The following is a 21,493-nucleotide window of genomic DNA, read 5'->3' as shown; positions in this document are numbered from 1 at the left end:
ACTCCTCCTATTGCATCAGGCTGCCGGCGGCGTTGTCGTCGAGCTCCACCCCTTCCACGCCGATCTCTTCTTCCAGCGCCAGCAGGTAGTGGCGCAGGGCGCGGCGCGTGGCCTGCTCGCGCAGGGTGTGGCGAACGCGCTCGGCGACCTGCTCGAAGGGCAGGCGCTGGCCGCCTTGGCGCTCGTCGATGCTGACCAGGTGCCAGCCGTAGCGCGAGGCCAGCGGGCGGTCATGCAGCCCTTGGGGCAGGTGCTGCAGGGCGCGGTCGAGCTCGGCCACGGTCTGCCCCTGGGCCAACCAGCCCAGCTCGCCGCCCTCGCTCTTCGACGGGCAGGCGGAGTGGCGCATGGCGAACTCGGTGAAGCGCTCGGGAATGCGCTGCAGCTCTTCGAGCAGCGTCTCGCCCAGGCGGTACTGGGCGTCGCGCGCCTCGGCGTCGTCGGGCGCGGCGGCCAGCAGGATATGCCGAACGGCAATGCGGGTCGGCGCGCTGAAGCGCTCGGGCTCGGCGTCGAAATAGCGGCGGCAGGCCGCCTCCTCGGGCTCCGGCACGTCCAGCTCCTGCTCCAGCAGGGCGGCGATGGCGGCATCGTTGTCGCCTTCGTCGTCGGTCTCGGCCACCAGACCGAGCTCGACGGCGCGCTGGCGCAGCAGCTCACGCACCACCAGCGCGCGGGCGGCCGCGAGTTTCGCCTCGTCGGCGCTCGCCGCCGGGTGGTACTGCATCTCGCGGGCGATGCTGTCCTCGTCGATCGCCTTGCCGCCGACCTTGACGGGCGGCGGCGCGTAGCGGCCCGGCAGCTGTTCGATCTCGATCATTTGCATGGTGCTGACTCCTCAGGCGCGGCGGCGGACGATCTGGTAGCGCCTTGTCACATACCCCATCGGCGCGCTCCACACGTGCACCAGGCGGGTGAAGGGGAACACCAGCACGATGGTCAGGCCGACCAGGATGTGCAGCTTGTAGATCCAGTTGACGCCCTCCAGGTACGCGGCGGCGCCGCCCTGGAAGTAGACGATGGACTGCGCCCAGCCGGAGAACTTCAGCATCGCGCTGCCGTCCAGGTGGCCCAGGGTGGGCAGGATGGTGAGCAGCCCCAGCGCCACCTGCAGCACCAGCAGGCCAATGATCACGGTGTCCATGGTGCTGGAGGAGGCGCGCACCCGCGGGTTGGTGAGGCGACGGTGGAACAGCATGGCGCCGCCCACCAGGCACATCACCCCGGCGATGCCGCCGACCACCACCGCCATCACCTGCTTGGCCCCCGGCGTGATGAAGGGCTCGTAGAGCCAGTGCGGGGTCAGCAGGCCGACCAGGTGGCCGAAGAAGATCACGATGATGCCGACATGGAACAGGTTGCTGGCCAGGCGCATGTTCTTCGACGACAGCATCTGGCTCGAGCCGGTCTTCCAGGTGTACTGGCCGTGGTCGTAGCGCATCAGGCTGCCGATCAGGAAGACGCTGCCGGCGAGGTAGGGGTAGAGCCCGAACAGCAGGGAATCGATGTAGCTCATGACAGTGCTCATGACAGGTCTCCGTTAACGTTTCTTGGCGGCATCGACGGGGTCGAGGATGCGCACCGCCTCGCCCTGGATCGCCCGCTTGCGCTCGGCCAGGCGCCGGCCTTCGGCGGACTGCAGCGCGCAGTCCTCGTCGGACTGGGCGGTGAAGCGCACCGCTTCCTCCTCCCACACCGCATCCAGCGCCTCCGGGGTGTCGTCGCGCGTCTCGCCGACCACCGCCTCGCGCTGCGCTTCGACGTCCTCCTCGGCGCCGATCAGCGCCAGCAGCGCGCGGGTGACCAGGGCATGGTCGGCGCCGCGCTCTTCCAGGCGCGCGGTGAGCAGCGCCAGGATGTGGCGGATCTCGCCCAGCCAGCGGCCGATCTCCTCGTCGCTGCGGGTGGAGAGATACTCCAGGAACAGCGGCAGGTAGTCGGGCAGTTCGCGGGCGTCGAGTTCGAAGCCGGCGGCCTTGTACTCGTCGATCAGGTCGACCATGGCCTGGCCGCGGTCGCGCGACTCGCCGTGCACGTGCTCGAACAGCAGCAGCGAGTGGGCGCGCCCCTTGTCGAACAGCGCCACGTAGTCGGACTGCAGCTCGAGCAGGTCGGCCTCGTGAATGCGCTGGCACCAGCTCATCAGGTCGGCGCGCAGCGCTGCCGGCAGGCGGCGCTCGGCGTCGAGCGCCTCGATCAGCTCATCCACCGCACCCTGTAGCGCCTCGGTGGGATAGTCGAGCAGCCGGGCCAGCACGCGCAGGCTGCGCATGCCGGACTCGGGCTGGATCATGGCCTCTTCAGGCATCTGGAGTGCTGCATTAGCCATGGTGAGTCTCCTTGGCGCCCGTCTTCGGATCGAAGACGTCGACCGGCTTGACCAGTGCGCTGGTCTGCTTGCGGCCGTTGAACAGGCTCGGCTTGCTCTCGCCGTGGCAACCGTCGCCGAAGCTGAAGCCGCAGCCGCCGCGCTCGGGGAAGGCCTCGGTGGCCATCTCGCGGTGGCTGGTGGGCACCACGAAGCGGTCCTCGTAGTTGGCGATGGCGAGGTAGCGGTACATCTCCTCCACCTGCGCCTCGCTGAGATCGACGGCGTCGAGCACGGCGGTGTCGACCTTGCCCTCGACGTGCTTGTTGCGCATGTAGACGCGCATCGCCATCAGCCGCTTGAGCGCCAGCACCACGGGCTCCTCCTCACCGGCGGTGAGCATGTTGGCGAGGTAGCGCACCGGGATGCGCAGCGACTCGATCTTGGGCAGCACGCCGTCGTACTCGACCTTGCCGGCCTCGGCGGCGGTCTGGATCGGCGACAGCGGCGGCACGTACCAGACCATCGGCAGGGTGCGGTACTCGGGGTGCAGCGGCAGCGCCAGCCCCCAGTCCATGGCCATCTTGTAGACCGGCGAGGCCTGGGCCGCGGCGATCACGTTGTCGGGAATGCCGTCGCGCTTGGCCTGGGCGATCACCTCGGGATCGTGCGGGTCGAGGAAGATCTCGCACTGCCGGTGGTAGAGGTCGCGCACGTCCGGCGAGCTCGCCACCTCCTCGATGCGGTCGGCGTCGTAGAGCAGCACGCCGAGGTAGCGGATGCGGCCCACGCAGGTCTCGGAGCACACGGTCGGCATGCCCGCCTCGATGCGCGGGTAGCAGAAGATGCACTTCTCGGACTTGCCGGTCTTCCAGTTGTAGTAGATCTTCTTGTACGGGCAGCCGGAGATGCACATCCGCCAGCCGCGGCACTTGTCCTGGTCGATCAGGACGATGCCGTCCTCCTCGCGCTTGTAGATCGCGCCGCTGGGGCACGAGGCCACGCACGCCGGGTTGAGGCAGTGCTCGCACAGGCGCGGCAGGTACATCATGAAGGTGTTCTCGAACTGGCCGTAGATGTCGGCCTGCACCTGCTCGAAGTTCTTGTCGCGGCGACGCTTGGCGAACTCGGTGCCGAGGATCTCCTCCCAGTTCGGGCCCCACTCGATCTTGTTCATGCGCTGGCCGGAGACCAGCGAGCGGGGGCGCGCCACCGGCTGGTGGTCGCCCTGCTTGGCGGTGTGCAGGTGCTGGTAGTCGAAGTCGAACGGCTCGTAGTAGTCGTCGATCTCGGGCAGGTCGGGGTTGGCGAAGATGTTCGCCAGCACCCGCCACTTGCCGCCGATGCGCGGTTCGATCTTGCCGTCGCGGCGACGCATCCAGCCGCCCTTCCACTTGTCCTGGTTCTCCCATTCCTTGGGATAGCCGATGCCGGGCTTGGTCTCGACGTTGTTGAACCAGGCGTACTCCAGGCCTTCGCGGCTGGTCCAGACGTTCTTGCAGGTGACCGAGCAGGTGTGGCACCCGATGCACTTGTCGAGGTTGAGGACCATGCCTACCTGTGAACGAATCTTCATTTCACGGTCTCCTGAACGCTGTCGTTGCCTTCGCCGTCCAGCCAGTCGACGTTCTTCATCTTGCGGATGAGGACGAATTCATCGCGGTTGGAGCCAACGGTGCCGTAGTAGTTGAAGCTGTATGAGAGCTGCGCGTAGCCGCCGATCATGTGGGTCGGCTTCGGGCACACCCGGGTCACGGAGTTGTGCATGCCGCCGCGGGTCTTGGTGACCTCGGAGCCCGGCACGTTCACCTGGCGCTCCTGGGCGTGGTACATCATCACCATGCCGGCCTTGACCCGCTGGCTGACGATGGCCCGCGCGGTGATGGCGCCGTTGGCGTTGAACAGCTCGATCCAGTCGTTGTCCTCGATGCCGATCTCCTGGGCGTCGGTCTCCGACATCCACACCACCGGGCCGCCGCGGTTGAGCGTCAGCATCAGCAGGTTGTCGCTGTAGGTGGAGTGGATGCCCCACTTCTGGTGCGGGGTGATCCAGTTCAGCGCCTTGGTCGGGTTGCCGTTGTCCTCGGGCATCTGGAACCCGGTCACCGTCTTGGTGTTGATCGGCGGACGGTAGGTCAGCAGGCTCTCGCCGAAGGCGCGCATCCAGGGGTGATCCTGGTAGAACTGCTGGCGGCCGCTGACGGTGCGCCACGGGATCAGCTCGTGGACGTTGGTGTAGCCGGCGTTGTAGGAGACGTGCTCGTCCTCCAGGCCGGACCAGGTCGGGCTCGAGATGATCTTGCGCGGCTGGGCCACCACGTCGCGGAAGCGGATCTTCTCCTCCTCCTTGTTGACCGCCAGGTGGGTGTGGTCGCGGCCGGTGATCTTGGACAGCGCGCCCCACGCCTTGACCGCCACGTGGCCGTTGGTCTCCGGCGCCAGGGTCAGGATCATCTCGGCGGCGTCGATGGCGCTATCGATCTTCGGCCGGCCCTTGGCGGGGCCCTCGGTCTTGCGGTAGTTGAGCTTGCCGAGCAGCTCGACCTCGGTCTCGGTGTTCCAGGCGATGCCCTTGCCGCCGTTGCCGATGGTCTCGAGCAGCGGACCGACGGAGGTGAAGCGCTCATAGGTCTCGGGGTAGTTGCGCTTGACCTCGATCAGCGCCGGCATGGTCTTGCCGGGGATCGGTTCGCACTCGCCCTTCTTCCAGTCCTTCACTTCGGGCTGGGCCAGCTCGGCCGGGGAGTCGTGCTGGTGCGGCAGGGTGACCAGGTCGGTCTCCTCGCCCAGGTGCCCCACGCAGGCTTTCGAGAACGCCTTGGCGATGCCCTTGTAGATGTCCCAGTCGCTGCGCGACTCCCACGCCGGGTCGGTGGCCGCGGTCAGCGGATGGATGAACGGGTGCATGTCCGAGGTGTTGAGGTCGTTCTTCTCGTACCAGGTCGCCGTGGGCAGCACGATGTCCGAATAGAGGCAGGTGGAGGACATGCGGAAGTCCAGGGTGACCACCAGGTCGACCTTGCCTTCCGGCGCCTCGTCGTGCCACTTCACCTCTTCCGGCTTGACGCCGCCCATCTCGCCCAGGTCCTTGCCCTGGATACCGTGGCGGGTGCCCAGCAGGTACTTGAGCATGTACTCGTGACCCTTGCCCGAGCTGCCCAGCAGGTTGGAGCGCCAGATGAACATGTTGCGCGGGAAGTTCTGCGGGCTGTCGGGGTCCTCGGCGGCGAACGCCAGCTCGCCGCTCTTGAGCTGGGCGACGGCGTAGTCGGCGGTGGAGAGGCCGGCGGCCTTGGCCTTCTCGGCCAGGCGCAGCGGGTTGGTGCCGAGCTGCGGCGCGGAGGGCAGCCAGCCCATGCGCTCGGAGCGCACGTTGAAGTCGATCAGGCTGCCGCTGTAGTCGGCCGGGTTGGCCAGCGGCGAGAGGATCTCCTTGACCTCGAGCTTCTCGTAGCGCCACTGCGAGGAGTGGTTGTAGAAGAACGAGGTGCCGTTCATGTGGCGCGGCGGGCGCTGCCAGTCGAGGCCGAAGGCCAGCGGGGTCCAGCCGGTCTGCGGGCGCAGCTTCTCCTGCCCCACGTAGTGGGCCCAGCCGCCGCCGCTCTGGCCGATACAGCCGCACATGATCAGCATGTTGATCAGGCCGCGGTAGTTCATGTCCATGTGGTACCAGTGGTTCATCGCGGCACCCACGATGACCATGCTGCGACCCTGGGTCTTGTCGGCGTTGTCGGCGAACTCGCGGGCGATGCGGGTGACCTGCTCGGCGGGCACGCCGGTGATCTTCTCCTGCCAGGCCGGGGTGTAGGGCTTGACCTCGTCCAGCGAGGTGGCGCCGTCGTCCTCGCCGAAGCCACGATCGATGCCGTAGTTGGCGCACATCAGGTCGAACACGGTGACGGCCAGTACGTCGCTGCCGTCGGCCTTCTTCAGGCGCTTGGCGGGCAGGCTGTGGAACAGCAGCTCGTTGCCGGCCACGTGGTCGAAGTGCTCGTGGGCGATGCCGCCGAAGTAGGGGAACGCCACCCTGGCCACGTCGTCGTGGTGCTCGGCCAGGGTCAGCAGCGGGTGGATCTCCTCGCCGTCGGCGTCGCGCGGCTCGAGGTTCCACTTGCCCTCCTCGCCCCAGCGGAAGCCGATGGAGCCGCGCGGCACGACCAACTGATCGCGGGTTTCGTCCCACGCCACGGTCTTCCACTCGGGGTTGTTGTCCTGGCCCAGGTTGGCGTCGAAGTCGCTGGCGCGCAGCTGCTTGCCGGGCACGAAGCTGCCATCCTCACGCGCTTCCAGTTCGACCAGGAAGGGCATGTCGGAGTACTTGCGCACGTACTCGGTGAAGTAGGCGCTGGGCTTGTCGAGGTGGAACTCCTTGAGGATGACGTGGCCCATGGCCATGGCCAGGGCGGCGTCGGTACCCTGCTTGACCGACAGCCACTCGTCGGTGAGCTTGGACACCTCGGCGTAGTCCGGGGTGATGGAGACGGTCTTGGTGCCCTTGTAGCGCACCTCGGTGAAGAAGTGGGCGTCCGGGGTCCGCGTCTGGGGCACGTTGGAGCCCCAGGCGATGATGTAGCCGGAGTTGTACCAGTCGGCCGACTCGGGCACGTCGGTCTGCTCGCCCCAGGTCTGGGGGCTGGCCGGCGGCAGGTCGCAGTACCAGTCGTAGAACGACAGGCACACGCCGCCGATCAGCGACAGGTAGCGCGCACCCGAGGCGTAGCTGACCATCGACATGGCGGGGATCGGCGAGAAGCCGATGACGCGGTCGGGGCCGTACTGCTTGGCGGTGTAGACGTTGGACGAGGCGATCAGCTCGTTGAGCTCATCCCAGTCGGCGCGCACGAAGCCGCCCATGCCGCGGGCACGCTTGTACTGCTTGGCCTTGGCCGGGTCCTCGACGATGGAGGCCCAGGCGTCGACCGGGTCGCCGTGCTGTTGCTTGGCCTCGCGCCACAGCTTGAGCAGCGGCTTTCTGATCAGCGGGTACTTGAGGCGGTTGGCGCTATACATGTACCAGGAGTAGCTGGCACCGCGCGGGCAGCCCCGCGGCTCGTGGTTGGGCAGGTCCGGGCGGGTGCGCGGATAGTCGGTCTGCTGGGTCTCCCAGGTGACCAGGCCGTTCTTGACGTAGATCTTCCAGCTGCAGGAGCCGGTGCAGTTCACGCCGTGGGTGGAGCGCACGATCTTGTCGTGCTGCCAGCGTTGACGGTAGCCGTCTTCCCAGCCACGGGACTCCTCGCGGGTCTCGCCATGGCCGTTGGCGAAGGGCTCGCGCGCCTTGCGGAAGAAATTCAGCCGATCTAAGAAGTGACTCATGGTCGATCTCCAGGCTCCTTGATGTGATGCGTGGCCGCCCGGGCCACCCCGCCTGCCGTGCCGCGCGACGACATGTTCGACGCGACCGTCAGGCAGGTGCTTGAAGAGGATTCTGGGGGATCGAAGCGGGGATTACTGCCCGGTTACCTCCATATACACCCCCTCTACCCACAAGGTGATAGGCGGCCCGGAGAAAGGGGTTAATCCCCTTCGCGCAGGCGGCGAGCACGGGGACGGCTACCCACTTCCCAGAGCATCACCAGCATGCACACCGCGAGCGCGGCGTAGAGGAACATGAAGCCGGCAGTGCGCACGCCGATCCACTCGTTGCCGAGGACGAACATCAGCGGCAGTGCGGCGGCGAACAGCCCGCCCAGCGCCAGCGCGAGGCCGCCCGAGCGCACCATGTCGTCGCCGTGGTCGCGATGGATCAGGCACATCAGGCTGCCCTTGCCGATGCCCATGGCCAGGCCCATGACGGCGAGCAGCACGGCGAAGCCGGCCAGCGGCATGGAGAACTCCAGCGCAAGATCGCCGTGCACGCCGTGGATCTGCATGCTGAAGTCGGGGTAGGAGAGCAGGAACAGGCAGGCCATCACGCAGGCGCTGACCCACCAGCGCAGGTCGCGGAAGTCGCGCCGGTCGGCCAAGGCCCCGCCGAGGATCTGCCCCAGCCCGCCGGGCAGGGTGAAGACCAGCGCCCACAGCGCCGCTTCCATCAGCGTGAGGCGGTACTGCGCCATGAGATAGGCGGGCAGCCACAGCGCCAGCGCCACGAAGGCGCCGTAGAAGAAGCTGTAGTAGAGCGCCAGGCGGCACGCCGCGGGCGGCGGCAGCCCGCCGGGCAGCGCCGCGGCGACGTTGCCGCCGGGCGCAGCCGGCTGCCGCGGCGACTCCTCGGCGAACACCCACAGCAGCAGCGCCACCAGGGCGATCGGCAGCAGGTAGAGCTTGGGCGCCATGGGCCAGCCGTAGGCCTGGCTGATCAGCGGCAGCAAGAAGTAGGTGAGCCCGGCGCCGAGCATGCCGGCGCCGTAGAGCCCCAGCGCCAGCCCGGCGTGGCGCCGCGGGCACAGCGCCGCCACGTAGACCAGCCCCGCCGCCAGCGAGCCGGCGCCCACCCCCAGCCCGGCCCCGGCGAGCAGGAATTCCCAGTAGTCGTTGGAGTGGGCGATGGCCCACAGGAAGGGGCAGATCAGCAGCAGGCAGCCGATCATCACCCGCCGGCCGCCCACCAGCCGTGCCAGCGCCGCCAGCGGCAGCGCCGACAGTGCGCCGGTGAACATCGGCATGGCCAGCAGCACGGCGAACTGCACCTCGCCGAAGCCCAGCGCCAGCTTGAGCTCGATGCCGAGCACGGCAAAGATGGTCCAGCTGGCGAACACCAGGGCGAAGGCCAGCGGCGACAGCAGCACGACCACCAGCGAGCGATAGTCGACCTGCTGGCCCACGACGGGGGCTTTCTCGGCGGACGTCATGAACGGTGGGTCTCGTGGCGTGGTCGAAGAGATTCTCGTTCCCCCATGGGTCGGGGTCAAAAGGGCATACGAGGTACCTCTTTGGTAGCAGCCACCCGGCACACCCGGTAGGATGCGCCACCGTCCCTTGGGGTATAGTGTCCTCAGGCCCCGTCATCTTTTCGGAGTTCGCCCCGCCTTGAAACTGCTGCAACGCTCCCTCGTGGCCCGCATCGTCGCCTCGCTGCTGGCGATCAGCACCATGGCCCTGATCAGCATCGTGGTGACCATGGCGGTGGCCGGCGGCAGCCGCGGCGACGCCGCGGCGATCAACGTCGCCGGCTCGCTGCGCATGAACACCTACCAGATCGTCGCCGCCCTGCAGCGCTACGAGCGCCTTCCCTCGATGGAGCACCAGGCGGCGGTGCACGTGCTCAAGCGCCGCTTCGAGGAGCGCCTGGAGAGCGACGAGCTGACCGGCGCCATTCCCGTCTCCGAGGCTCACGAGCTCAGGCGCCAGTACCGCCTGGTGCTGTCGCGCTGGCACAACGAGCTGGCGCCGGAGGTCAACGAGGCCGTCGACAGCCGCTCGGTGAACATCGAGTCGCTCAATCGTACCCTCGACGGCCTGGTGAGCGAGATCGACCAGATGGTCTCCCAGCTCGAGCAGAACACCGAGGCCAAGATCCGCCTGCTCAGCGCCCTGCAGATCCTGTTCCTGGGGCTCACCGCGGTGGTCGTGGCCATTGCGCTCTACGACATCCGCCACAACCTGGTGGCGCCGCTGCGCCAGCTGATGGTGCTGGCCGGTGAGGCGGCACGCCACAACTTCTCCGTGCGCACCCGGCTCAAGGGCGCCGACGAACTGGCCCTGCTCGGCCGCACCTTCGACACCATGGCCGAGGAGCTCGGCACCAGCTACGCCGACCTCGAGGAGCGGGTCAAGCGCAAGACCCGCGAGCTGGAGCGCAGCAGCCAGGTGATGCAGGTGCTGCACGACGGCAGCCGCTGGCTCTACGGCGGCGGCAACGATCTATGCGCCAGCGCCGCGCCGATGCTGCGCCAGGTCGAGACACTGCTCGAGATCGGGCCCATCCGGCTGCTGCTCAACGACCCCCACGACGACCGCCCGGTGCCGATTCTTGCCACCCACGCCGCGCGACGCCCCGGCTACTGCCGCGACCACGACTGCCACGCCTGCCTGATCGCCCCCCGCCCGATGCGCCTCTCCGATACCGAGGAGGGCGACTGCGTGCTGCTGCCGGTGAGCGTGGGCGACGAGATGCTCGGCACCCTGGAGATCTGGTACCCCAAGGAGCAGCCGCTCTCCGACAGCGTGCGGCGCCTGCTCAACGCCCTGGCCGACCAGCTGGCCACCGCGGTCTACCTGCAACGGCGCATCGAGGAGGAGCAGCAGGTCTCGCTGATGAACGAGCGCACCATCATCGCCCGCGAGCTGCACGATTCGCTGGCCCAGTCGCTCTCCTACCTCAAGATGCAGGTGGCGCGGCTGGAGCGCATGCAGGCCAAGGACGCGCCGCGCGAGGCCCAGGCGGCGGTGTTCGACGAGCTGCGCACCGGGCTCAACAGCGCCTATCGCCAGCTGCGCGAGCTGCTCACCACCTTCCGCCTCAAGCTGGAGGGGCCGGGCCTGCAGACGGCGCTGCTGCAGACCACCGAGGAGTTCGCCGAGCGCATGGGCGCGCCGGTGGAGATGCACTACGACGTGCCGCCCCACCTGCTCAACCCCAACGAGGAGATCCACGTACTGCAGATCGCCCGCGAGGCGCTGAGCAACACGCACAAGCATGCCCAGGCCCACTGGGCCGCGGTGACGGTGAATTTCCATCACGCCCGGATTACCCTGCGCATCGAGGACGACGGCATCGGCCTGGCCGACAGCGACTCGCCACCGATGCACTACGGGCTGGTGATCATGCGCGACCGTGCCCACACCCTGGGCGGTGAGCTGAAGCTCTCCAACCGCGCCACGGGCGGCACCTGCATCGAGGTGACCTTCACCCCGCAGACGGCTCGCCTGATCACTCGCCAGCCGGCGACCGATTCCCTTCTTCACGACCAAGGAAACTGAGACATCATGGGCCAGTCAGTCAGCGAGACCCCCGCCAGTATCCTGATCATCGATGACCACCCGCTGCTGCGCCGCGGCGTGGCCCAACTGCTCGAGCTGGAGGACGACCTCCGGCTCGTCGGCGACACCGGCGAGCCGGCACAGGGCGTGCGCCTGGCCGAAGAGCTCGACCCGGACATGATCCTGCTCGACCTCAACATGCCGGGCATGGACGGCATCCAGACCCTCAGGGCGCTACGCGAGTCGGGCTACGCCGGGCGCATCGTGATGTTCACCGTCTCCGACCACGAGGAGGACCTGGTGGCGGCGCTGCGTGGCGGTGCCGACGGCTACCTGCTCAAGGACATGGAGCCCGAGGAGATGGTGCGCCAGCTGCGCCAGGCGGCACTGGGGCGCATGGTGGTGAGCGAGAGCCTCACCGCGCTGCTCGCCGAGGCGCTGCGCAACCAGCGCTCGGCACCGGCCACACCCGACATCCACAGCCTGACCCAGCGCGAGCGCGAGATCCTGCGCGAACTGGCCGCAGGGCTGTCCAACAAGCTGATCGCGCGCAAGCTCGACATCACCGAAGGCACGGTCAAGGTGCACGTCAAGCACCTGCTCAAGAAGCTCAACCTGCGCTCGCGGGTCGAGGCGGCGGTGTGGGCCGTGCAGGAGGGCATCGACCGGTAGACCAGCGCCCTTTGAAAGGAGGTTCTGTGTGGATACCTCCAAAGACTTCCAGGCGTCGGCAAGGCGCCTTTTTCTTGCTCCTCGCTTGTACCTCTGCACTGAAAAACAACAGGTTACCTCAATACCTCTGCTACCCCTCAAGTGGTATTTCGCTGATTTTCGGGCAATTTCGGCCCGTTTCGCCCCTTCGTTGCGCGACGTATCTTTGCCTCAACCGAACCTGAATTGATCCCGGTCAGGGCGGAAGTCGCAAGGCGGGGTCAGCGAAACCACCAAGGGGAAAACGTCATGGCTAAAACGAGTGCCGATATCGGCAAACTCGGCGCCGGCAGACCAAAGAATGCCGACATCGAGCATTGGGACGTCGAGGACGAGCAGTTCTGGCAACAGACGGGCAAGCGCATCGCCTCGCGCAACCTGTGGATCTCCATCCCCAGCCTGCTGATGGGTTTCGCGGTGTGGATGATGTGGGGCATGATCACCACCCAGATGCAGAACCTGGGCTTTCCCTTCGCCGTCGACCAGCTCTTCATGCTGACCGCCATCGCCGGCCTCGCCGGTGCCACGCTGCGCATTCCCGCCTCGTTCATGATCCGCATCGCCGGCGGGCGCAACACGGTGTTCCTGACCACCGCGCTGCTGATGATCCCGGCCTTCGGCACCGGGATCGCGCTGATGAATCCCGACACGCCGTTCTGGGTCTTCCAGGCGCTGGCGCTGCTCTCGGGCATCGGCGGCGGCAACTTCGCCGCCTCGATGAGCAACATCTCGACCTTCTTCCCCAAGAAGCAGCAGGGCTATGCGCTGGGCATGAACGCCGGGCTCGGCAACTTCGGCGTCACCACCATGCAGATCCTGATCCCGCTGGTGATGACCGTGGGCCTGTTCGGCGCCATCGCCGGCGGCGCCATGGAGCTCACGAGCTCCAGCGGCACGCTGATCGGCCGCATCGAGGCCGGCACACCGACCTGGATCCAGAATGCCGGCTTCATCTGGCTGGTGTTCCTGGTGCCGCTGGCCTTCCTCGGCTGGTTCGGCATGAACAACCTGCGCACCATCACGCCCCATCCGGGCACACCGATGCAGGCCTTCGGCAAGATCCTGGGGCTCTATGGCGTAGGTGTCGTCGCCACCATCGTGGGTATCGTCACGCTCACCTGGCTGGGCATGTGGGTCGCGCTGCCGGTCACCATCCTGCTGACCCTGGGCCTGATGCGCCTGATCCCCGGCGAGATCAAGCCCAACATCCAAAAGCAGTTCGCGATCTTCTCGAACAAGCACACCTGGTCGATGACGGTGCTCTACATCCTCACCTTCGGCTCGTTCATCGGCTTCTCCGCGGCCCTGCCGCTCTCGATCAACGTCATCTTCGGCAACATGATGGAAGTGGCCGCCGACGGCAGCGTCACCCGCGTGGCCAACCCCGCCGGCCCCAGCGCCTTGACCTGGGCCTGGATCGGCCCCTTCGTCGGCGCCCTGATCCGCCCTATCGGCGGCTGGATCTCCGACAAGGTGGGCGGCTCCATCGTCACCCAGGTGATCTCTGTGATCATGGTGGTGGCCTCGGCGGTGACCGGCTACGTGATGATGCTGGCCTACAACTCCACCGACCCCAACAGCTACTTCGCCGTGTTCATGCTGCTGTTCGTGATTCTGTTCGCCGCCAGCGGCATCGGCAACGGCTCCACCTTCCGCACCATCGGCGTGATCTTCGATGCCCAGCAGAAGGGCCCGGTACTGGGCTGGACCTCCGCCGTGGCCGCCTACGGCGCCTTCATCGCCCCGGTGGTGATGGGCGGTCAGATCCGCGCCGGCACCCCCGAGCTCGCCATGTACGGCTTCGCGATCTTCTACGCGGTGTGCCTGGTGATCAACTGGTGGTTCTACCTGCGCCCCGGCGCCGAGATCAAGAACCCGTGATGCCGTCAGCCGTGCCTCCGGCAGCCTGCCGGCGGCACGGCCCCAGCCTGCCCCTCTAGGGAGGGAAAACCATGAAAGTCATGATCGCTTACGACGGCTCGCGCAACGCCAAGCTGGCCCTGGCCCAGACCGTCAGCCTGTTTCGCTGCAACGCTCCCACGTTGATCCTGGTCGGCGTGGCCGAGAACCCCGGCGACGCCACCGACGCCAACGAGACGCTGTTCCAGCAGGAGTACGAGGAGATGAAGGCGGCCCTCAAGGAGGGCGCGGAGTTCGCTCATCAGGAGGGCTTCGAGGTCGATTGGGTGCTGGCCGAGGGCGACGCCCGCAAGATGCTGCTGCAGGCCACCCAGAAGCACCAGCCGGACGTCCTGGTCATCGCCCGCCACAGCAGCAAGCCCGACGGCGGCATCATCGCCCAGTCGCTGAGCTACTTCGTCGACGAACTCGACTACATGACCTTCGGCAAGGTCAGCTCCTTCCTCGCCCGACGCGTCGAATGCCCGCTGCTGATCCTGCCCAGCCCGTGAGCGGCGATCCCGTTACGCGTGGCTAACCGAGTTCTCACCTCAGGATGATACGACCATGAAAGTCGCCGACCTATTCAAGTTTCGCACCCCCGAGATACGGGCGCTGCACCTGACCTGGATCGCGTTCTTCATCACCTTCTACGTCTGGTTCAACATGGCGCCGCTCGCCTCGAGCATGCTCAAGAGCGTCGACTGGCTGACCCCCGATGACATCAAGCTGTTCGCCATCTGCAACGTGGCGCTGACCATACCCGCGCGCATCATCGTCGGCATGGCGCTCGACCGCTTCGGACCGCGCCGGGTGTTCTCGGTGCTCATGGTGCTGATGTCGATTCCCGCCCTGGTGTTCGCCTTCGGCAACTCCATGACCCAGCTGCTCGTCGCCCGCCTGGTGCTGAGCTCCGTGGGGGCGAGCTTCGTGGTGGGTATCCACATGACCGCACTTTGGTTCAAGCCCAAGCACATCGGCTTCGCCGAGGGCTTCTACGCCGGCTGGGGCAACTTCGGCTCCGCCGCCGCCGCCATGACCCTGCCGACCATCGCCCTCACCTGGTACGGCGGCCCCGAGGGCTGGCGCTGGGCCATCGCCCAGAGCGCCATCGTCATGGCCGCCTACGGCGTCTTCTACTGGTTCGCCATCACCGACGGCCCCGACGCCAAGGCACACCGCAAGGCGCGCAAGGCGATGGCCATGGAGGTCAGCAGCTGGGCCGACATGATCAAGCTGATCCTGTGGACCATCCCGCTGGTCGGCGTGCTGGGCATCCTGGTGTGGCGCATCCAGAACCTGGGCTACCTCTCCACCACCGGCGCCACCATCGCCTACCTGGTCATCGCCGCCGTGGTGCTCTATCAGGTGGTGCAGATCCTGCGCGTCAACGTGCCGATCCTCAAGAAGGGCGTGCCGGAGGACGACAAGTACTCGTTCAACAGCGTGGCCGCGCTCAACAGCACCTACTTCGCCAACTTCGGTGCCGAGCTGGCCGTGGTCTCGATGCTGCCGATGTTCTTCGAGCAGACCTGGGGCCTGACCGCCGCCGCCGCCGGCCTGATCGCCTCCTCCTTCGCCTTCGTCAACCTGGTGGCGCGCCCCATGGGCGGCCTGGTCTCCGACCGCCTGGGCAACCGCCGCTTCGTGATGCTCAGCTACATGTTCGGCATCGGCATCGGCTTCGTGCTGATGGGCCTGCTCAACGCCAAGTGGCCGCTGGTCATCGCCATCGCCATCACCATCTTCACCTCCTTCTTCGTGCAGGGGGCGGAGGGCGCCACCTTCGGCATCATTCCCTCGATCAAGCGCCGCATCACCGGCCAGATCTCGGGCATGGCCGGCGCCTACGGCAACGTGGGGGCGGTGGTCTACCTGACCATCTTCACCTTCGTTACCCCGACCCAGTTCTTCTTCATCATCGCCACCGGCGCCTTCCTCAGCTGGCTGATCTGCCTGGTGTGGCTGAAGGAGCCGGAAGGGGCGTTCGACGAGGAGTACTACGTCTCCTCCGTCGACCGCATGATCGAAGAGCAGGAGCTGGCCGCGGCTCGGGCCAAGCCGCAACAGGGCTGAGCCGGTTGGGTTTCTTCAGAGGGCGGCGACTTCGGTCGCCGCTTTTTTGTACTTGCGGAGTGGCGGGTATGGAAAAGATAAGAAAAAGAGAGGATATGCCTCTCTCAACCTTTCCTCGTCCTATAACTTGATTACCCTTAGTGAAAAGTGGCGTACAGGTTGAGGTGTTGCCATGGGGGAAAGCGGCAGCGGTAGCCAACTGATTCGACTTCACGAGATTCGCAAGGCGTGCAGCGCCTGTAGCCTGCGCGAACTCTGCTTGCCGGTCGCCCTGGATCGCAAGGACACCGACGAGTTGGATCGCATCGTCGAGCGCAGCCGCCCCCTGAGGAAGGGAGAGAAGCTGTGCCGTCCGGGCCAGCCCTTCAGCGCCATCTATGCCGTGCTAAGCGGCTGCCTCAAGAGCAGCCTGCTGGGTCACGATGGAGAGAGTCAGGTCATCGCTTTCCACCTGCCTGGCGAGCTGGTCGCGCTGGATGCCATCGGCAGCGGGAGTCATCCCACCGCCATCGAGGCTCTGGAAACCACCAGCGTTTGTCGGATCCCCTTCTCCCAATTGGAGATCCTGTCGCGCAAGCTTCCCGGATTGCAGCATCAACTGCTACGGGTCATGAGCAAGGAGATCTTCGACGAGCACAAGCTGTTGCAGGTGGTGTCGCGACGAACGGCCGAGCAGCGCCTGGCCATCATGCTGATCAACCTGAGTCAGCGCTTCGGTCGACGCGGTCTGTCGCGGACTCGGTTTCGCCTGCCCATGTCCCGTCTCGACCTGGGCAACTACCTCGGGCTCGCTCCGGAGACCACGAGCCGCACGTTCCGGCGCTTCGTCGACCAGGGTCTGCTCAAAGTCACCGGCAAGGAGGTCGAGCTGCTCGACCTCCACGCGCTGCATGGCCTGACGGAGGAAGCCGGCCTTCCCTCCCGCCATGCCAGGCGTTGCTGATCGTTTACGGCACGGGACCGGTCGGCACGGCCGGTCCCGTGCCCGGTGCTCGTCTACTTGATATCGAGCTTGCGCCGAGGAACCTCCTTGACCTTCGGCAGCGTCAGCTCCAGCAGGCCGTTGTTGAATTTGGCCTCGGCTTTTTCAGCGTCGACTTCGCAAGGCAGGGCAACCGTACGCTCTACGCTGCCATGGGAGATTTCACAGCGATAGTACTCGCCGCTCTCCTCCTTGGACTCCTTGTGACTCTCCCCCTTGATCGTCACGGTGCTGTCGGTGACCGAGACATCCAGGTCCTCACGCGCCATACCGGGAAGTTCGGCACGTATCACGACCTCCGCATCCCGATTGATGACGTCGACCTTGGGGATGCGGGACCCGGTGGCCAGCCGCTCGAAAACCGGCAGATCCCAGCGCAGCGGGTGCCCCCATCCTCGCTCGAGAAAACGATCGAACATGCGGTCCAGGTCACGAAACGGGCTCATTTCCTGAGAACGCGCGGACGACGGTGCAGCAGCATCACCGGCGGTTGGGGTAATGTCCCTGACTTTTTGCTTGGCCATGGCAGTCGCTCCTCTCGAGGCACGCAGATGCCTCGAACGCGGGATAAATGTGACAGCACTTGCGGCCTGACTTCCTGCGGTTACCTAGCGGAGGCGCAGGCCACGATAGAAAGCTAGGACGGAAACGGCCCGCCAGAGTTGATGCGTATCAACAAATCGGTTTCTAGTTTGCTCACCTCGAATCGAAGCTGACCTGCTCAGCGCGCCGATCACCTGCGACATCCCACCACCCCCTATTCCCGAGCAAAACGGTCGGGCATTGATCTGCGACAAGGATGTTTCCGCCGGGCTGCGGCACAGTAGGACCCAGAACGAGCGGGCGAACCGGTCGCCTGCCAGCCGACCCGACCAGGAGGTGGCCATGACCTCGAATTCCGCGACCTTCCCCCCGAGCGCAGCCCAGGCCGACGAGCGCGGCACCAAGCTCGCCGCGGTGATCTACATTCTCTTCCTCGGCAGCGTCCTGGCCGTGGTCACGGCCCCGGTTGGCGTGCTGCTGGCCCATCTGCGCCGGCGCCACGTAGCCGACTGGGTCGCTACCCACCTGCAGTTCCAGATCCGCACCTTTTGGCTGGGCATCGTCGGCGCCGCGATCTTTCTGGCGGCCTGGCATGTGCTGGGCCTGGTCGGCGCCTCCGCCTGGGCGCCCTGGGCGCTGGGCTACGCCTTCTTCACCGCCTGCCTGATCTGGATGGTGGGGCGCTGTGGGGTGGGCATCCATCGGCTGATGGCGGGTCGCCCCATCGACGCCCCGCGCAGCCTGTGGCTCGGCGGCGCCCGCGTGAGCCTGCATGACTGACGCCAGCCCCGCCCGCCCCCTGCCCAACCCGGGCTGGGGGCCGCTCTCGGCGCTGCCCGGCAACCCGCTGATGTGGGTGCTGATCCTCAGCGAGGTGGTGGTCTTCACCGCCTTCTTCGCCCTCTATGCCTGGCAGCGCGCCGGCGACGTCGCCGGCTTCAACGCCGCCCAGCAGAATCTCGACCCGCTGATGGGCGGGCTCAATACCCTGGTGCTGCTCACCAGCGGGCTGTGCGTGGCGCTCGCCGTGGAGGCGATCAGCGCCGGCGGGCGCCGGCGGGCACGGCAGTGGCTGGCGGCGAGCATGGGGCTCGGGGTGCTGTTCTGCGTCATCAAGCTCGTCGAATACGCGGGCAAGTTCTCCGCCGGCATTACCCCCGAGACGCACCTGTTCTTCGGCTACTACTACGGCCTGACCGCCTTTCACTTCGCCCACGTGCTGTTCGGCCTGGGGCTGCTGGCGCTGGTGAGCTGGCGCACCTCGACCGAGAACGTCGAGACGGCGGCCGCCTTCTGGCACATGGTCGATCTGATCTGGATTCTGCTCTATCCGCTTGTCTATCTCTTACGCTGAAGGCTCTCTCCTGAGGTGACCATGACCGCACTCCCCGGCACCCGACGTTTGATCATCACCTGGCTGACGCTGATGACGCTGACGCTGGTGGCGATGTTCTCCGCGCGCCTGGACCAGGCCAACTGGGCGCCGCTGCCGCTGGCCTCGGCGCTGCTGGTGCTGGTCGCCACCGGGTTCAAGGCCCAGCGGCTGCTGATGGTCTATCTCAACCTGCGCGCGGCGACGCCGGCCTGGAAGGGCACCTTCGTCGGGCTGGTGCTGCTGACGCTGACGCTGATCGGTGCCGGCTACGCGGCGCCGCGGCTGATCTGAGCCGCAGTGGAACTGAACGACATCGCCCGGCCGAATGGCCGGGCGATGCGTTACTGGCTTTCGCTTGCCGCTAGCGGGGAGGCCGGTCGCGAGTCGACGAGTGCGGCAGCGTCGGCGGGTTGCGTGCCCAGGCTTCGAGCACGCGGGCCAGGCGCATCATCCCGTAGACGATGAAGGGCACGGCGAGCATCAGGCCCACGCCCCAGTCGCGGTTGTTGATCAGCCAGGCGATGGGCAGCACCACCGCCAGGCCGATGGCGAGCCCGACGACAACGGCGACGGCGAGACGGGGGTTGGTCATGGTCATCCCTCCTCAGGAACCGATGATCTGACGATAGATGCCCGGTAGCGCCAGCGACAGGTGCTCGGGCCGGTTGACGATGGCGTAGCTGCCGCGGCCGAACAGGTGCGGCACGTAGCGGTGCCCCTCGCTGTCGACGGTGACGCCGAACACCCGCACCTCCTGCTGGCGCGCCTCGAGCACCGCCCGGCGGGTGTCCTCGATGCCGTAGCGCCCCTCGTAGTAGTCGGTGTCGTTGGGCTTGCCGTCGGTGAGCACCAGCAGCAGCCGGTGGCGGTTGGGGCGCTTGGCGAGCTCCTGGGTCACGTGGCGGATCGCCGGCCCCATGCGCGTGTAGTGGCCGGGCTTGAGCGCCGCGATGCGCCGGCCCACCCGGTCGCCCATGGGCTCGTCGAAACCCTTGAGCGTATTGACCCACACCTTGTGGCGGCGATGCGAGGTGAAGCAGTGTATGGCGTAGTCGTCGCCGCAGCCGGCCAGGCCGTGGCCCAGCACCAGCAGCGCCTCTTTCTCGACGTCGAGGATGCGCCGGTCCTCGAGCCAGGCCTCGGTGGAAAGCGAGACGTCGATCAGGATCGAGACGGCAAGATCGCGGGCCTGCTGCCGCGCCGCCAGGTAGAGCCGGTCGCTCGACTCGCCGGTGGCCGCCAGGTCGCAGCGCGAGCGGATCACCGCGTCCATGTCGAGTTCGGTGCCGTCGAGCTGGCCGCGCAGGATCTCGCGCCGCGGGCGCAACGCCTCGAATTCGCGGCGTACCTTGCGGATGCGGCGTCGCGTGGCCTCGTCGGGCTCCCACTGCTCGCCCTCCTCGCTCTGCACGTCGCTCAAGACCACGCAGTGGTCGGGCAGGTAGATCTGCTTGCGGTGGTGCCACTCGGGGTAGGTGTGGCGCCCGCTCAGGCGCCCGCCGCTGGCTTCGTCGGGGGCCAGGTCGAGGTCGAGCTTGAGCCGCGAGGCGGCCTGCTTGCGGTTGGGGCTGAGCACGATCTCGTCGATCTGGTCGGCGGCCTCCTTGGCCGTCTCCTCCTCCTCGTCCTCGACGTGACGGTTGAGGTTCACCATCTCGGCCCAGGAGAGCATCTTCTCCGAGGCGTTGAGCATCAGCGGGTCGTCGCGGTCGGCCTGGTCCTGTTCGCGGCGCTCGGCCTTGCGTTTGCCGCCGTCGTCGGCCTGCTGGTCGCGCCGCACGGCAACATCGGCATCGTCATCAAGGGCCTCGCGTTCGCCATCGCGGGTGCCCAGCGCCACCACGTCGCCCCACAACGGCACCGGCAGCGGCGGGCGATAGCCGCGCGGGGCGCGGAAGTCGTCCAGCGGAAGACTCGGATCGAGAATGGCATCGTGCATGGCGAGCGGCCAGCCCGCCTGAGGCACCGGGCCCCCCAGCTGGGCGAGCAGGGTCGATTCGAGCGCGGCCTCCATGGGCGGCAGGCGCTTGCGCTGGGGCCGCACCGCGAGCAGCGCCTGGCACAGGCGGGCATAGCGTTCGGTCAGGCCCGGGAAGCGCTCGAGCACCGCCTGGGTGGTTTGGCGCGCCAGGCGCAGTGCCTGCAGGTCGCGCTGCAGCGGGTCGTCGAGCCGGGTCGGAAGCTCGCCCAGGGCGAGGTAGGCGGTCAGCCAGATATAGAGGTCGCGGTTGAGTTCGGCTTCGGGAAAAACGGCGATGCGCGGCGGCAGCAGTAGGTGCTCCTCGTCGCGGCGGGCCTGATCCAGCGGCTCCTCGTCCAGGCCGAGGCGCTGGCGCAGCGACAGGCGGTGGCTGGAGTTGCGCCGGGCTATCGCCGCCACTTCGACGCCGGCCTCGCCGCCGCCGCAGCGGAAGAACACGCCGAGCCGTGTACGTAGGTCGTCGAGGCGTACGGCGGCCTCGGGGTGGTCGGGGTAGCTGGCCGCACTGGAGGCCCAGCGATGCCAGCGGCGACCGACGAATTCTTCGACCTCAAGAAAGTCCAGCATGCATCGTCTCCTGGGCAAATAGTCGGGGCTGATCCGGCGGCAGGCCGTCGAGGAGGCGCTGTGAATACATCCTTGTACGCTACCTACGCCCTGCGTCGCTCTCGCGTCCTGCTTCGCTTGCAGGGCCGGTGCTGGCCGTCCATGGCCAGCCCGTTCGGAGCAGTGCTCCTCACCCCTGCGTAGGAC

18 protein-coding genes are annotated in these 21,493 nt (G+C 67.0%); 9 read left to right on the top strand and 9 right to left on the bottom strand.

Translation table 11 applies throughout. The features are described 5' to 3' along the window. Positions 1-7: 7 nt before the first annotated feature. From HNO51_RS01235 to HNO51_RS01210, 6 genes are all read right to left on the bottom strand, one after another. Positions 8-826 (bottom strand): peptidylprolyl isomerase, encoded by an 819-nt coding sequence (locus HNO51_RS01235; protein ID WP_197449270.1) that lies wholly within the window; start codon positions 824-826, stop codon positions 8-10. 12 nt (positions 827-838) lie between these two features. After that, entirely contained in the window at positions 839-1,516 is a 678-nt protein-coding gene (gene narI, locus HNO51_RS01230) for a respiratory nitrate reductase subunit gamma (protein ID WP_197450883.1), read from the bottom strand. A gap of 24 nt (positions 1,517-1,540) precedes the next feature. After that, complete coding sequence (gene narJ, locus HNO51_RS01225) at positions 1,541-2,329, bottom strand: nitrate reductase molybdenum cofactor assembly chaperone (protein ID WP_197449269.1); 789 nt, start codon at positions 2,327-2,329, stop codon at positions 1,541-1,543. Beyond that, positions 2,322-3,884 carry a nitrate reductase subunit beta gene (gene narH / locus HNO51_RS01220; RefSeq protein ID WP_197449268.1) on the bottom strand — a complete coding sequence of 521 codons (1,563 nt, stop codon included), beginning with the start codon at positions 3,882-3,884 and terminating at the stop codon, positions 2,322-2,324. The genes narJ and narH overlap by 8 nt, the downstream gene beginning before the upstream one ends. Continuing rightward, positions 3,881-7,624 carry a nitrate reductase subunit alpha gene (locus HNO51_RS01215; RefSeq protein WP_197449267.1) on the bottom strand — a complete coding sequence of 1,248 codons (3,744 nt, stop codon included), beginning with the start codon at positions 7,622-7,624 and terminating at the stop codon, positions 3,881-3,883. The genes narH and HNO51_RS01215 overlap by 4 nt, the downstream gene beginning before the upstream one ends. A gap of 200 nt (positions 7,625-7,824) precedes the next feature. Then, positions 7,825-9,102: an MFS transporter gene (locus HNO51_RS01210; RefSeq protein ID WP_197449266.1), complete on the bottom strand. Its 1,278-nt coding sequence runs from the start codon at positions 9,100-9,102 to the stop codon at positions 7,825-7,827. A gap of 178 nt (positions 9,103-9,280) precedes the next feature. Here HNO51_RS01210 and HNO51_RS01205 point away from each other — a divergent pair, with 178 nt between their 5' ends. The 6 genes from HNO51_RS01205 to fnr all read left to right on the top strand — a co-directional run bounded on the left by HNO51_RS01205 (position 9,281) and on the right by fnr (position 16,802). Continuing rightward, a complete protein-coding gene (locus HNO51_RS01205; protein ID WP_197449265.1) occupies positions 9,281-11,173 on the top strand; it encodes a histidine kinase in 1,893 nt (630 codons plus the stop codon). Between the two features lie 6 nt (positions 11,174-11,179). Next, positions 11,180-11,845: a two-component system response regulator NarL gene (gene narL, locus HNO51_RS01200; RefSeq protein WP_197449264.1), complete on the top strand. Its 666-nt coding sequence runs from the start codon at positions 11,180-11,182 to the stop codon at positions 11,843-11,845. 288 nt (positions 11,846-12,133) lie between these two features. Continuing rightward, on the top strand, positions 12,134-13,765 hold the full coding sequence (locus HNO51_RS01195) for an MFS transporter (RefSeq protein ID WP_209538281.1): 1,632 nt from the start codon (positions 12,134-12,136) through the stop codon (positions 13,763-13,765). A gap of 71 nt (positions 13,766-13,836) precedes the next feature. After that, positions 13,837-14,295, top strand: coding sequence for a universal stress protein (locus tag HNO51_RS01190; protein ID WP_197449262.1), 459 nt, complete (start codon positions 13,837-13,839; stop codon positions 14,293-14,295). A 55-nt stretch (positions 14,296-14,350) separates the two neighbouring features. After that, positions 14,351-15,859 (top strand): MFS transporter, encoded by a 1,509-nt coding sequence (locus HNO51_RS01185; protein ID WP_197449261.1) that lies wholly within the window; start codon positions 14,351-14,353, stop codon positions 15,857-15,859. A 172-nt stretch (positions 15,860-16,031) separates the two neighbouring features. Next, positions 16,032-16,802, top strand: a complete 771-nt coding sequence (gene fnr / locus HNO51_RS01180; RefSeq protein ID WP_197449260.1) for a fumarate/nitrate reduction transcriptional regulator Fnr — start codon at positions 16,032-16,034, stop codon at positions 16,800-16,802. Between the two features lie 53 nt (positions 16,803-16,855). Here fnr and HNO51_RS01175 read toward each other — a convergent pair whose 3' ends face one another. Next, a complete protein-coding gene (locus HNO51_RS01175; protein ID WP_209538280.1) occupies positions 16,856-17,365 on the bottom strand; it encodes an Hsp20/alpha crystallin family protein in 510 nt (169 codons plus the stop codon). A 361-nt stretch (positions 17,366-17,726) separates the two neighbouring features. Between HNO51_RS01175 and HNO51_RS01170 the strand changes: the two genes are divergently transcribed. Genes HNO51_RS01170 through HNO51_RS01160 form a run of 3 tightly spaced genes read left to right on the top strand, consistent with a single transcriptional unit; the run spans position 17,727 to position 19,050 of the window. Then, positions 17,727-18,164 (top strand): DUF4870 family protein, encoded by a 438-nt coding sequence (locus HNO51_RS01170; RefSeq protein ID WP_197449258.1) that lies wholly within the window; start codon positions 17,727-17,729, stop codon positions 18,162-18,164. After that, complete coding sequence (locus tag HNO51_RS01165) at positions 18,157-18,738, top strand: cytochrome c oxidase subunit 3 family protein (RefSeq protein ID WP_209538279.1); 582 nt, start codon at positions 18,157-18,159, stop codon at positions 18,736-18,738. Before HNO51_RS01170 ends, HNO51_RS01165 begins: the two co-directional genes overlap by 8 nt. Before the next feature lie 21 nt (positions 18,739-18,759). Continuing rightward, a complete protein-coding gene (locus tag HNO51_RS01160; protein WP_197449256.1) occupies positions 18,760-19,050 on the top strand; it encodes a hypothetical protein in 291 nt (96 codons plus the stop codon). A gap of 70 nt (positions 19,051-19,120) precedes the next feature. On the opposite strand, the gene HNO51_RS01155 is transcribed toward HNO51_RS01160, so the two are convergent. Together HNO51_RS01155 and HNO51_RS01150 are read right to left on the bottom strand one after the other, a co-directional pair. Next, positions 19,121-19,351: a hypothetical protein gene (locus HNO51_RS01155; protein WP_242597176.1), complete on the bottom strand. Its 231-nt coding sequence runs from the start codon at positions 19,349-19,351 to the stop codon at positions 19,121-19,123. A gap of 12 nt (positions 19,352-19,363) precedes the next feature. Next, entirely contained in the window at positions 19,364-21,307 is a 1,944-nt protein-coding gene (locus tag HNO51_RS01150; protein WP_209538277.1) for a nitric oxide reductase activation protein NorD, read from the bottom strand. Positions 21,308-21,493 lie beyond the last annotated feature (186 nt).

It is taken from the genome of Billgrantia sulfidoxydans, assembly GCF_017868775.1.
In the GTDB taxonomy this organism is placed as follows: Bacteria; Pseudomonadota; Gammaproteobacteria; order Pseudomonadales; family Halomonadaceae; genus Halomonas; species Halomonas sulfidoxydans.
This window is presented reverse-complemented; position numbering and strand designations above follow the sequence as displayed.

Coding starts and splice junctions, on each gene's coding strand:
- HNO51_RS01235 (WP_197449270.1), bottom strand. CDS start 826: ATGCAAATGATCGAGATCGAACAGCTGCCGGGCCGCTACGCGCCGCCG.
- narI (WP_197450883.1), bottom strand. CDS start 1,516: ATGAGCTACATCGATTCCCTGCTGTTCGGGCTCTACCCCTACCTCGCC.
- narJ (WP_197449269.1), bottom strand. CDS start 2,329: ATGGCTAATGCAGCACTCCAGATGCCTGAAGAGGCCATGATCCAGCCC.
- narH (WP_197449268.1), bottom strand. CDS start 3,884: ATGAAGATTCGTTCACAGGTAGGCATGGTCCTCAACCTCGACAAGTGC.
- HNO51_RS01215 (WP_197449267.1), bottom strand. CDS start 7,624: ATGAGTCACTTCTTAGATCGGCTGAATTTCTTCCGCAAGGCGCGCGAG.
- HNO51_RS01210 (WP_197449266.1), bottom strand. CDS start 9,102: ATGACGTCCGCCGAGAAAGCCCCCGTCGTGGGCCAGCAGGTCGACTAT.
- narL (WP_197449264.1), top strand. CDS start 11,180: ATGGGCCAGTCAGTCAGCGAGACCCCCGCCAGTATCCTGATCATCGAT.
- HNO51_RS01195 (WP_209538281.1), top strand. CDS start 12,134: ATGGCTAAAACGAGTGCCGATATCGGCAAACTCGGCGCCGGCAGACCA.
- HNO51_RS01190 (WP_197449262.1), top strand. CDS start 13,837: ATGAAAGTCATGATCGCTTACGACGGCTCGCGCAACGCCAAGCTGGCC.
- HNO51_RS01185 (WP_197449261.1), top strand. CDS start 14,351: ATGAAAGTCGCCGACCTATTCAAGTTTCGCACCCCCGAGATACGGGCG.
- fnr (WP_197449260.1), top strand. CDS start 16,032: ATGGGGGAAAGCGGCAGCGGTAGCCAACTGATTCGACTTCACGAGATT.
- HNO51_RS01175 (WP_209538280.1), bottom strand. CDS start 17,365: ATGGCCAAGCAAAAAGTCAGGGACATTACCCCAACCGCCGGTGATGCT.
- HNO51_RS01170 (WP_197449258.1), top strand. CDS start 17,727: ATGACCTCGAATTCCGCGACCTTCCCCCCGAGCGCAGCCCAGGCCGAC.
- HNO51_RS01165 (WP_209538279.1), top strand. CDS start 18,157: ATGACTGACGCCAGCCCCGCCCGCCCCCTGCCCAACCCGGGCTGGGGG.
- HNO51_RS01160 (WP_197449256.1), top strand. CDS start 18,760: ATGACCGCACTCCCCGGCACCCGACGTTTGATCATCACCTGGCTGACG.
- HNO51_RS01155 (WP_242597176.1), bottom strand. CDS start 19,351: ATGACCAACCCCCGTCTCGCCGTCGCCGTTGTCGTCGGGCTCGCCATC.
- HNO51_RS01150 (WP_209538277.1), bottom strand. CDS start 21,307: ATGCTGGACTTTCTTGAGGTCGAAGAATTCGTCGGTCGCCGCTGGCAT.